This is a genomic window from Halanaerobium saccharolyticum, assembly GCF_003053565.1.
GTDB lineage: Bacteria > Bacillota > Halanaerobiia > Halanaerobiales > Halanaerobiaceae > Halanaerobium > Halanaerobium saccharolyticum_B.
Genome location: NZ_QAXS01000032.1, coordinates 24,230 through 36,050 on the forward strand (window position 1 = coordinate 24,230; position 11,821 = coordinate 36,050).

At 29.7% G+C, this 11,821-nt stretch carries 10 protein-coding genes and 1 CRISPR repeat array; of the genes, 1 reads left to right on the forward strand and 9 read right to left on the reverse strand.

The genetic code is table 11. The features are described from left to right. Positions 1–6 precede the first annotated feature (6 nt). Positions 7–1,386, forward strand: a complete 1,380-nt coding sequence (csx2, locus tag C8C76_RS11590; protein WP_181248211.1) for a TIGR02221 family CRISPR-associated protein — start codon at positions 7–9, stop codon at positions 1,384–1,386. Between the two features lie 564 nt (positions 1,387–1,950). Here the strand turns inward: csx2 and C8C76_RS11595 are convergent. The 9 genes from C8C76_RS11595 to C8C76_RS11635 form a co-directional block, all read right to left on the reverse strand. Further along, positions 1,951–2,628, reverse strand: a complete 678-nt coding sequence (locus C8C76_RS11595) for a CRISPR-associated endonuclease Cas6 (protein ID WP_108141804.1) — start codon at positions 2,626–2,628, stop codon at positions 1,951–1,953. Positions 2,629–2,691: 63 nt separating this feature from the next. Next, on the reverse strand, positions 2,692–4,002 hold the full coding sequence (gene csm5 / locus C8C76_RS11600) for a type III-A CRISPR-associated RAMP protein Csm5 (RefSeq protein WP_108141805.1): 1,311 nt from the start codon (positions 4,000–4,002) through the stop codon (positions 2,692–2,694). Further along, positions 3,995–4,999: a type III-A CRISPR-associated RAMP protein Csm4 gene (csm4, locus tag C8C76_RS11605; RefSeq protein WP_108141807.1), complete on the reverse strand. Its 1,005-nt coding sequence runs from the start codon at positions 4,997–4,999 to the stop codon at positions 3,995–3,997. Before csm4 ends, csm5 begins: the two co-directional genes overlap by 8 nt. A 15-nt stretch (positions 5,000–5,014) precedes the next feature. Further along, entirely contained in the window at positions 5,015–5,710 is a 696-nt protein-coding gene (gene csm3 / locus C8C76_RS11610) for a type III-A CRISPR-associated RAMP protein Csm3 (protein WP_108141809.1), read from the reverse strand. After that, positions 5,710–6,162 (reverse strand): type III-A CRISPR-associated protein Csm2, encoded by a 453-nt coding sequence (gene csm2 / locus C8C76_RS11615; RefSeq protein WP_108141811.1) that lies wholly within the window; start codon positions 6,160–6,162, stop codon positions 5,710–5,712. The genes csm3 and csm2 overlap by 1 nt, the downstream gene beginning before the upstream one ends. Positions 6,163–6,179: 17 nt before the next feature. Next, on the reverse strand, positions 6,180–8,531 hold the full coding sequence (gene cas10, locus C8C76_RS11620) for a type III-A CRISPR-associated protein Cas10/Csm1 (RefSeq protein WP_181248212.1): 2,352 nt from the start codon (positions 8,529–8,531) through the stop codon (positions 6,180–6,182). A 267-nt stretch (positions 8,532–8,798) separates the two neighbouring features. Beyond that, positions 8,799–9,263, reverse strand: a complete 465-nt coding sequence (locus C8C76_RS11625; protein ID WP_108141815.1) for a hypothetical protein — start codon at positions 9,261–9,263, stop codon at positions 8,799–8,801. A 25-nt stretch (positions 9,264–9,288) separates the two neighbouring features. Continuing rightward, positions 9,289–9,489, reverse strand: a complete 201-nt coding sequence (locus tag C8C76_RS11630) for a hypothetical protein (protein ID WP_219909387.1) — start codon at positions 9,487–9,489, stop codon at positions 9,289–9,291. Positions 9,490–9,960: 471 nt separating this feature from the next. Continuing rightward, a CRISPR array of direct repeats spans positions 9,961–10,652; the repeat unit is 37 nt; unit sequence GTTTCAATCCTTGTTTTAGTGGACTTGGTCATTAGAC. Positions 10,653–10,900: 248 nt separating this feature from the next. Continuing rightward, the gene (locus tag C8C76_RS11635; RefSeq protein WP_108141819.1) at positions 10,901–11,533 is read right to left on the reverse strand and encodes an HD domain-containing protein; all 633 of its coding nucleotides are present in this window, start codon (positions 11,531–11,533) and stop codon (positions 10,901–10,903) included. Positions 11,534–11,821 lie beyond the last annotated feature (288 nt).

Genomic DNA, 11,821 nt, shown 5'->3' on the forward strand with positions numbered 1-11,821 from the left:
GATATTATGAGCAAGAAAAAAGGAAAATTAATTTCAGTATTAGGTGCAAGAAACTATATAACTGTTAATTATGATGAATTTGATGAGTGTGAGTATATTCAAGAAGCTTTAATTAGAAAATATAAGGATGAGCTTTCAGAAGTACTTATTTTTGCTACTGAAGCTGCTCAACAAAAAAATTGGAATGAATATACTTATAAAGATAGAAATGATAAAAAAATATATAAAATGGGGTTAAAGAAAAAGATTGATAACATTATAGAAGAATATGATCTTGATTTAGAAATCAAGTTAATAGATATACCAGCAGGATTTTCAGAAGAAGAATTGTGGGAAATATTTAATATTTTTACTAATGAAATCAATGAAGGTGATGAAATATATTTTGATGTAACACATGGCTTTAGGTATTTAGCAATGCTAATGATGAATATCTTAAATTATGTAAAGTTATCAAAAAATGCAGAAGTAAAAAGTATTGAGTATGGACTCTTTGAGCAGTTAGGACCTGCTTATGAAGTAGCAAAACTACCATTAGAAGATAGAAATGCTAGAATATTAGATTTAACTTCTTTTGATTACTTAAATGACTGGGTAGTTGGTGTAGATAACTTTATAAACACCGGTGATGCTGATAAGATTAATAAACTATCGGGGAGATCAATTGGTAAAATGTTTGCTCAAGATGAATCTATGGATGATCAGACTCGTAAATTAATGGATAGAATCAGTAAATTAATTAAATCTCTGAAATATTTCAATGATGAAATCAAAACTGCAAGAGGTAATAAATTAAATAACACTATTTTAAATATTTTAACTTTATTAGATGAAATAGAAGAGTTTGAAACAGATTCGAACAATAGGATTTCTCCATTACTTAATTTAATTGATAAAATAAAAAATAAATTTTCAATCTTTGATAAAAATGATAAAAAAGGCTTAAAAAATTATTTTCAGTTACTTAAGTGGTGTAAAGAACATAAATTAGTACAACAGGGATTAGTCATCTTTAGAGAAAATATGATATCTACAATTGCTGATGAAATAAATGAACCTTATCTTCCTGAGCATATGAAAGAAAAAGATTATGATTATACATTAATTGAAATTAGAGATGAAATCGGAAATGCATTATATTCACTTATTGAAGAAGATCAAGAATATAATCCAATAACTAATCAAGAAAAGTTTGATTTTATCAGAAAAGGAATTAAAGAAAACTTCAATGATTTCTTAGCTTTATATGATAAATTCAGGTATAAAAGAAATGATGTATCTCACTTTGGTTTAAGTGAAAACTCAGCTTCGCAAGGACAAAAAGTAATTGATAATTTTGATAATTATACAGATGAGTTGCAAAAGTTATTAGAAGGAAAATATTAATAAAACAAAAAATAGTTATATAAAAAATTCCTCAACCTGAGCAAAAAAGGTTGAGGTTTTTTTATGTCTATTATATATATATACAAATCCTTGTTGTAGTGGACTGTTGATTCTGACCCATCTAATAACTGCTATAGATGATTTACATAAGAAAGGTCGTAATCCTTGTTGTAATGGACTGTTGATTCTGACAACAATGTCAATCAAGCTAAGGAAAACGCAAAGTCGCAATCCTTGTTGTAGTGGACTGTTGATTCTGACTGGATATCGACCCACTCCTGAAACCAGGAGATACAATGTCGCAATCCTTGTTGTAATGGACTGTTGATTCTGACTGTACCCCTCGCGAAGCCTGTAATGACAGGCCTGAAATCGTCATTTGCGCGGGTGAAGGGGGTTTTTACCCTTTTTGAAGACCCGCGATAGGAATAATTCTTGATATTTAAATACATTTATTACTACTATTAACTTTTTAAGGTTCAATGAATTTTAACTATTAAATATATTATATCGTTATATTACTCTAATGGCAAGAAAATACAGAAACACACACAGTTAAAATAGTTATTTTTCTTTAATGGTTCCAAATCCTCTTGAGGACGATTGACCTAAACCAATATCTTCAGGGAGTATAATATTCGTAAAGAAAAAACCTTTAAAACCAATCATATTCATACTCTTAAAGTTAACATTTATGTCTTTTAATACTGGTATGACCTTAATTTCTTCTTCAACCCACCAATCAATACTTTTAGCAAATGAAAGGATATTTCCAATTAAAATTCTACTTAGAAACTCCACTCTTTTTTCATCACTGCTACCCTGTATTTCACTTTTGTATTTATCAAAGTTTTTTTGATTAAAAGCCATCCAAGGAGTAATAAATTCATACTTATAAGGAAGCATCTCTACATCTTCTTTTACAGATAATTCCCAATTAGACATACTTAAATTAACATCAGGCTCTTCATATTCATTTTCTCCTAGAGTTAATCTATCTATCTCTAAAAAGTTTTCAGCAATTAAAGAAACTCCATCACCTATTGCAATCACGGTTGGCTTCCCTCTTAATATCTTGTACTGAATTAAGGGGTAACCATATCTAAATTTATCGTTTTCTTTATGATGATGAAATAATACATCTTCAAATTCATTTGCAAAAAAGCCTCTTAACTTGCGGCCATAATCAAGACTCAACCTATCTTCGATATCAAATTCTAATTTTGCCTGCTTTATTTTCATTAATAAATTCACATCCTTGTTTTAGTGGACTCAAACTTAATAGATTTTGTTAGTTACTCTTTGTTATCCTTTAAGATATTTTTCATATTCTCTCTTATACTTCTTATATAATTTACCTTTTCCTCTCATTCTATCCATTGTAGCTTTTTTAGCTTCTGATTTACCATACTCACCTTTAATATAATCCATCAATTTTGGATAGTTCTCTTTTTTCTTTTGAATTTTTGCCTCTTTTTTCTTTTCCATCTTCTTAGATTTTTCTTTAATCTCTTTATTATTTAAAATACTTACATCATGTTTTTCCTCATTTAGGCTGAATACCGCCCAGCCCATTGGAAACTTATGATCAGCTAAAACTCTACTAACTGGATTAACCGTTGTTCTTTTATTAGATAAGTTTAAAGTAGTAGAATTAAAACCAATTCCCTTACCAAAGCGGATTAAAGATTCATTTTCTTCTAAATCAGCATGAATAGATTTTAGATGCTGATAAATCCTAATTGTTTCAGTGGGTGCAGTGTTACTCCTTAAATAATTAAGTTCAGCTTCGATTAGTTTTTTGCTGAATTCTTTTGTTGCACTCAGTAAATCTTTAGCTGATATTGAATGTCTAACAGAGTTTTTACCATAATTATTATCCTGTCTTGCTTTATCTATACTTAATTCAGCAAAAATATTCTGCTCTACATTAGAACTAAGAAGCCCTGCAACAGTTTCCTGATAGTATGGAATACCATTTGAATTTTCTTTAGTAACATTAACAGAATAGGTTTTATGGATTTCCATATTATCAATATTTAAAGATGAATCTGAAAACTTAACTGTTTGAAAAGGATCTCCAAAGAAATCTCTATATTCTAAAGCTCCACTTTCAATTTGTTGAGCTTTTCTTCTACTATCTCTAACATTAAAAAAGCCAGCTCTGTTCCTACTAATCTGATAATTAATATTATCAGCAAACTTATGCAAATAGGCAGTTCTAAAAGCTCCTTTAAGTGAAGATCCTGGTATATAAGGTCTTCTCTTTGAGTTAATAAACTCATCTATTGCTAAATTATTTGCTGACCTTTTAATATTTTTATTATAATCAGTAGCAAAATCACTGCTTGTCTTTCCCTGGTATATAACTGAACTCTTCCAGTTATAGTCTGCAATACTGCTTCTTACTTCAACTAGATCCTTTTCCATAATTTTTACTAATTCTTCTCTTTTTTCTGGTGGCATAACATTGAGTAATTCAAATAAATCTATACGATAATATTTGCCATTATCATCTACAATATATTCATAAGGCATAATCTCTTCTCCACTACCAATATGAATAGGAGTTAGTGGCTGCAGCTGCAGATAATATCTTTCTATTGTTTTACTCACTCAAATTCACCCCCAGATCAAAAGCATAAGCATATTGAACCACATCTTCTAAAGAATGATGAACATCTGAAATTAAAGAACCATAACTTCTATCGTTATCATTTTCATCAATCTCAAATGTTGAACCTACATCATAAAAGATTAATGGTTTTTTCCACGGACTATAGTTAGCTTTTGAATATATAGAACCTACCTTACCTCTTTTTGTTTTTAACTTGTAATTTCCTTCTGGAATTTCAGACTCAGGTATATAAGAAGATAAAGTCATGAAATGATTTGGATTATCAGCTTCAGGTAGTTTAACTTCTTTAAAGTCTAAAACATCAAACTGTCCTTTACCTGTTGTCTTTTTACTACCAAACCCTTCATAAGATAAAGCATTGAAATTATCTTTCCAAAAATCAAGCTTTTCTTCAGGGAATCTTAAATAAATATCTATATCATCATGATATGTAATTTCAGTTCTAGTAAACAATTCACCATCGGTTGCACTATTAGACAATCTATTTATCATATTATGATATCTATCCTTTGATGTCATAAATGGTTTTGGCTGATGAAATGCATCTTGATATTTTTCTTCTATTTCATCAATATTTTTAGCAACAATATCTTTAATAATTCTTTCTAGACTGAAATCATTCACATATTTTTTGAAAGTATCTATTGGTAGATATTTTTCCTTTTTTATTTTCTTTATTAATCTGATAACTGTATTCATTTTCTCAGGTTCAACAAATACAAAGGCATCTTCCACTAGTTGCCTCACTTTGCTTCTAGCAATTCCTTCTGTTATTGGAAATGGTATAGTATCCTTTTGTACTCCAGAAGAAATTAAAAATTGTGGTTTATCTTCATAATTTTTTAGAAAATCTACTAACTTTTCTTCACTATAATTCCAGCGGATCAACCAACATAGACTACCAAATAATGTGTCAGAGTCTAAGGGGGTGATAAAAGATGTACTGGGACGTATAGTTACTTTGTAGTTTTTCATGATTAATTCACCACCCTATAAACTAATGTCTGCTAAATCAATCTCATTTGTAGATCCATTAATTTCTTCTGTAAGATTTTTGAATTTAATTTTTCCATATCCTCTACTTCCAGATCCACCAATAGCATCTAACTCAAGCATCTTTAGTCCTTTTTTAATCAATTCATAGTTTTCTTTATCTGTTTGACCGCCATCATCCATATCAATAATCTTATATACTAACTCAAATTTAAAGCTCACACCAGCAGGTACTCTTTCCATAGGACGAGGCACAGCTGATGAATCAAGACGATTGATGGTATTTTCAGTTTTCAATTCAGTAAAATCTTGACCTGTTTTTTCCTTTAGTTCCTGCAATTCTTTTTCTGACTCTTCTGTTAGATAACTATCTCTAAAAAGTAGTCTTCCAGGTCCAAACTGTACATCATTTTCACCAGCACTGATACCAAAAGAACGACAGATAAAGCAGCTGTCATCTGTACAACTATGTGGATCTCCTTTTTTATCTATTTTGCCCAAATACCATTCTAGAAGAGTTCTTGCTTTACCTTTTAATGATGAACCTGGAATATATGGTTTGTTAGACTTACCATCTCTAATAACAGGGTTATCATTACCACCTATTTCAATAGTATCGGAACTACCACCAATTCTTAAACCTGTTTTTGTTTCAATTTCTCCTCTAATAACTCTATATTCTAATAATCTCATTATCTATTTCCCTCCCCACCGTGGCCGTAGAAGTATCCTACTACGGTTTCAAAAAAAGTTGTGAAATTATCAAATGACTGGTAATTTCTTTCTTTAGATACTATTTCAACATTCTTGATAATGAAGTCTTTAAAACTTTCAGGAATCTTTTTATTTCTTCCGCCACCTCTATAAGCATAATTAGCTTTTGCTTTAAGCATTAATATAAAAGGAAGACTTTCAGAAAAGTTTTCTTCTGTTATTTGTGCGTCTAAAGCTTTAACCTCATTATAAAATTTTCTTAACTGAGAACTTGATAGTTTTTCATATCTTTGACTCCTATTTATTCCACCATTTGCAAATAACATCCCTAGTTTATCAGCTTCATCTTCGATAAGCTCTAATTTGAAATTTCCCTCTTCATCTAGATAGCCAGACTCCAGGGTATTCCAATTATAATTATATTTCGCCATTTTTTATAACCCCCTTATTACCTGTTTCGATATAATGACCAGTGATATGGAAGTTTAAAGTTTTCTACGCCTCTCATACCATCTTTTTCTTCTAAGAATAAATCAACTAAATCATCCAATGCTTTTTGCATCTTTTTATCTCTGTTGAATTTTTTATTATCATAAAAATTCCTACCAAGATCATACTGGAACATACCTATCCATTTTCGCTCTTTAGTATCATTATTTTCCTGATATCTTTTTTCTTGTCCTGCATATCTATTTAATCTTCTAACAAAGCTCATTGAAAAATAGTCTTCCTGGATAGATTCGTCTAATAAATTAGCTAAAGGTAATACTCTCAACCATTTATCCCATTTTTGACTCTCTCCAAATACACTAAAGGCATTTCTACCAGATTCTTTTGCTCTTTCTTCTTCATTAGTTGCCATTTGGGCACTCATAGCTATTGGATATTTAGGTTTTACTAATGACAGACCTGCTGAAATAGTTACATTATCATTATTGGCTGTATAATCTCTAAAACTATCATTAATATAAAATGAAGTTAAAAGTAGATTATCCCAGGGACCTAATATTAAAAGATCATCTCCACCAGCATAGACAATATAGTTTTTATCCAGTTTAGCTGAGCAATTACTATAAGTTACTTCCTTTGCTTTAGCAAAGTTTTCTGGCAATACTTTACTGAAATAATAATCAACCATTCTACTTAAAGAAACTATTTCAGAAAAATTAATCTCCTTTGAACCAAGTCCGATTGAGAATATACTCCCCAGCATATCTACATCTGCTTTTAATACACCTAAAGCTTGAAGTCCTTCCTCTCTTTCACTTACAGAAGAAGCCGCTAAGCAGCTAAATAGATAAGGAAAATCTTCAAAGTAGTTTTTTCTTTCAGTACATTCCTCATCTCCACACTGTTTACAAAGTTCAAACTTTTCTCCTCGATCAGTAAAAGTAGGAATATAGCTTGAATAGGTGCCAAGTATTTCAGGTACAGCAGGTGATATATTATCATCTTTGATATTTACTAAAAGATCATATTTTTCCTCTGTTATTTTATCTTCTAATAATGAGATATAGATCGGGCTCTCATCAAAAAGCTTAATATCATAATTTGTGCTAGAACCATTAAATTTATAGGCAATATAATTAGCTGAAGTTAAATTCTTACCTATATTTAAATCCTGCTCACAAAAATGACATAAATCAGAATCCTCTTTAGTCCAAAGCTTATTACATGACTCACATAAGTCTGCATTTGCTCCATATTGTGAATCTAGCTGGAATGACTGATTATCTTCTAAGAATTCTTTGAATTTATGGTTTTTATTCTTCTCTAATCTTTCATTGATCACTTCATAAACTACACCAAAATCACTGAACTTTTTACCTTTGAAATCTACACTGGCAAAGTTGAAATACAACTCTGACTGAAATTTATCATAAAACCAGTTATTAATCATTTTAGATGTGTTAACTAAAAGTTCTTCAGTTTCTTTAGTGTTTGGTGCTAATAGATAGAATTTACCTCCTGCAGAAATAATTTTTGCAGCCTGAGGAAGTTCTAATTTATATAAGAGTTGGTGTAAAATAGCCTCTCCTAATATTGAAACAAAAAAGGATCTAGCTCTTAGTCTCTTAGAAACTCCTCCAGAATTAATCTTTGCAATATCATAAATATAGCTTTGAATTCCTGATAAATCTCCACCTATTAATTTAAAGCTTTTTTCATTTTCTTCTTCCTGATTTGAATTCTTATATAGAATAATAGAAATTGAAGTTACTAAATGCACATGGTCTACCAGAGTATCTTTGCTACCTTTTCTTTCTGGATAAGACCAACCATACTTTTCAATTAAACTATATAAATTATCTGCCCAATGATCACTGTCTTTGCTTTTTAAAATTTTCATTAATTCTGTTTTGAAGCTTGAAGCAGCTTTAGAAAGATCTTCATCTCTAATCTCTTTTTTGTCTACTGGAAAAGAATTAGCTGCATTTATCTTTGAAGGCAAATAATATTTTTCACTATTGATATCTGCTTTACCTATATCAATATTTGAAAATATGTTTTTTAAAGGCTTGTATGTATAATCGGAATCTAAATCAAGTCCAATTAACTGATGAGCCTCTTCAATGAAATAGGCTAAGCTATTTTCATCTTTTTCTTGAGAAGAAAATAAATCAGATAAAACTTGATGTACTTCTTTTGAAGTTTCATTATCAATTGAATCTAATAGGTCTAAAATTCTTTTTTGATAATCAAAAGCTTTATCTTTATCTTCAACCAATAACTTAGCTGAATCGTGAAGTAATGATGATAAAGTTAATATTTTCTCTTTATGATTATTAATTTTTCGCACCTCCATTTTGACATATTTTTTATTTATCTTAATAGCTATATATATACTTCAATAAAAGCATATAATTACCTTTTTGTATAATCTTAAAAAGATTGTCGATATTTGGCTAAATGCTCTATTTTTCAATCTATAATAACTCATTTATATATAATATATCATCCATCACTGACAACATACTGGCAAATCAGTTTTAAAAACAAAAAAAGTTAAAGCTTTTTAGGTAGAATTTAATCCCTAAATCGCTTTAACTTAATTTAAACTTATAATCTAGAATTGTATATCACTAATAGGATTATTACTCTTTTCTTTGAAAATTAATGTTCCTTTATTAATAATCTCATCTAAAGTTGAAAACTCATTCTCAGCTTTTATTGCTTCTATTTCCTGATCAGTTAGAATTAATCCTATTTTATTATTTAATTTAAAAACATACTCAAAGTCATCGCCAAATTGAATTTTTGCCCTGGGCTTACCTGTTAAATAATGATATTTTGTAAAACCATAGTAACTTACAATTTTTACTGGAATAATAACTTCATGATCAAAATAATCCGGCACTTTATATTCATATTTTTCTTTTAAATGCTCATAAAAATTATCAGGATTAATATAATCATTAAAACTTCCACTTTCCCACTCTCCAAACTCACCCTCTTCTATAAAATCAGAATGAGCTAAGGCTCCCGGTGAAAGTATTAAAATTAATACTAAAAAATATACTGCTTTCTTCATAAATCCACCTCCTGGGTTATCTCGATTAATCATCATTAATTTTGCCTTCAAAAACATCTCTAATAAGTTTCTCGAAATCTTCTGCATCTTCAAGATTCTCATTATCAAAATGCATTATAAAATCAGGCTCACCAGCAAAATATTTTTTATAAAGCTCAAAAAGTGTGAAACTTAAAACTAAAACTATAACAGAAATAGATAAAGAATAATTAATATAAACCACCATTGAGATAATTCCTGCTGCTAAACCTAAGATAAAACTGACTGAAGGAACTCTTGCCATTAAAAAAAGTTCTATGCTATCTAAAACTTTCAGTATTTTTTTAATATTTCCACCTCCAAATTATTTATCCTGTAAAATTAGCTAGAAAATGCTCATTTTATCTTAAACTTTTAGTTAAAACAGATAATAATTTCATTTAAGTGGCAACAAGTTTTATAAAATGCTTCTTACAATTAATATTATACAACCTGACTTTGACAACATATTGGCAAAAGCAAAATTTTTTTATAGAAAATAAAAAATCTAGCTGCTTAATAGCAACTAGTGATAATAATCCTTGTTGTAGTGGACTTAGTCATTAGACTGTTGGAATTTGAGATTGCTGTTTGGGACAGAGAAAAGTTTCAATCCTTGTTGTAATGGACTGTTGATTCTGACTTTAGTAGGACACGCAGGTATTGGTAAAAGTAATATCTCACAATCCTTGTTTTAATGGACTTAGTCATTAGACTAGTAGAGGATACATACACTTTAGGACTGTTAATCAGTTTCAATCCTTGTTTTAGTGGACTTGGTCATTAGACTTTGCTGATATTGATACCGCAACCTTCTATAGATAGTTTCAATCCTTGTTTTAGTGGACTTGGTCATTAGACAAAGAAGAATGGAAAGTATTATTAAATAATTATGAGTTTCAATCCTTGTTTTAGTGGACTTGGTCATTAGACTAGAACATTTGATACTTACGATGGTATCCCAATTGTGTTTCAATCCTTGTTTTAGTGGACTTGGTCATTAGACGGTTATTCAATTATAGCTTATGCAGCTAAGGAGGAGTTTCAATCCTTGTTTTAGTGGACTTGGTCATTAGACAGCTAGAAGGGACCAGTTAGAAAAAGAGTTGATGGAGTTTCAATCCTTGTTTTAGTGGACTTGGTCATTAGACAGTCTGCAATTAAATCTCTATCAAAAGTTTGGTCAGTTTCAATCCTTGTTTTAATGGACTTAGTCATTAGACCATAAAAGTATTATTGGAACATTCAATTGCAATGCGTTTCAATCCTTGTTTTAATGGACTTAGTCATTAGACCCAGATATAACAGCAGCAACTTATATATTATGAAGGATAGTTTCAATCCTTGTTTTAATGGACTTAGTCATTAGACCCCGTTAAACTTCATATTCCCTATTATATCAGTAATCACATCCATTTGCTTAGAATAGAAGATGGCAATTTTCCCTTAAAAATTACAAAAAATTGCACTGCTTTTAAGCAAATGCCGCAACTTTGACCATCTTGACCAAACCGATATATCAATAATTATCAAGGTTCTTGATTCTGAAGGTAAATAATTTTGCCTCAGAATGAATAATAGCTCTTAATATATATTTGAATATCAAGCTTAAAATTCCTTTATTTTTCACCTGCAATAAATAAAGATTGAGCATTTCTATCCTTCAATTTATCAAATTCCTCTACGTAATTCTCATATAGTTTAGCAATTTCATCATATGGAATATCACTTTCCTTATTTTTTTTATTCATATTATCAGCTTTTATTATAATTAAAAAATCTTCAATCAATAATGGACTGTAATAAATTGCATTAAACATATCTACTATAGTTCCTGGTCTAAGCTGGTTCCAGTTTTTAATCATCATATGATACCTTATAACTACTTTAGCTGAATCAATATATTCAGGTGGTAATTTACCTTCTGCAATCTCGCATAACTTTTCAAGGCCAACCTTCTCATGAGCATAATGATGGGGTAATATATCTTCTTCTGTTTCTAATTTACCGATATCATGCATTAAAGCAGCAAATAAAACATTAATTTCATCTGTTTCTGCTGCTACATAATCAATTATCATCATTAGATGATCAAAGGTATTATCATGAAAATGATATTTTTTCATTTCAGGTACAGATTTAAGTTTATATAAAGCAGGAAATATTTCTTTTCCTGTTTTTTTATTATTTTTAAAGTACAATGATGGCTTTTTAGATGACAAAGCTTTAATTATAAAATCCTCTAAGTTCATATATTTATTCCTCGCTAATTGAATTTTATCCTTGTTGTAGTGGACTGTTTATTCTGACTTAGTAATCATGGTATTGACATAAGTGTAGATAAATGTTCCAATCCTTGTTGTAGTGGACTGTTTATTCTAACGAGATTAAAAGAAGAATGGATGATAATGGTTATACTACGTCGCAATCCTTGTTGTAATGGACTGAGCTTCCCCCATTAAATTAGACACATAGTTTAGACGTTTTTCTCTCATTTTCGTAGTTTTCCGGACTTTTATAATCCAGAGTAGAATGCATTC

What these genes read in the sequence shown, in the direction of transcription:
- csm2 (WP_108141811.1), bottom strand. Translation starts at nt 6,162, where the DNA reads ATGGCGAAATATAATTATAATTGGAATACCCTGGAGTCTGGCTATCTA.
- C8C76_RS11630 (WP_219909387.1), bottom strand. Translation starts at nt 9,489, where the DNA reads ATGGTGGTTTATATTAATTATTCTTTATCTATTTCTGTTATAGTTTTA.
- csm4 (WP_108141807.1), bottom strand. Translation starts at nt 4,999, where the DNA reads ATGAAAAACTACAAAGTAACTATACGTCCCAGTACATCTTTTATCACC.
- csx2 (WP_181248211.1), top strand. Translation starts at nt 7, where the DNA reads ATGAGCAAGAAAAAAGGAAAATTAATTTCAGTATTAGGTGCAAGAAAC.
- C8C76_RS11625 (WP_108141815.1), bottom strand. Translation starts at nt 9,263, where the DNA reads ATGAAGAAAGCAGTATATTTTTTAGTATTAATTTTAATACTTTCACCG.
- csm3 (WP_108141809.1), bottom strand. Translation starts at nt 5,710, where the DNA reads ATGAGATTATTAGAATATAGAGTTATTAGAGGAGAAATTGAAACAAAA.
- C8C76_RS11595 (WP_108141804.1), bottom strand. Translation starts at nt 2,628, where the DNA reads ATGAAAATAAAGCAGGCAAAATTAGAATTTGATATCGAAGATAGGTTG.
- C8C76_RS11635 (WP_108141819.1), bottom strand. Translation starts at nt 11,533, where the DNA reads ATGAACTTAGAGGATTTTATAATTAAAGCTTTGTCATCTAAAAAGCCA.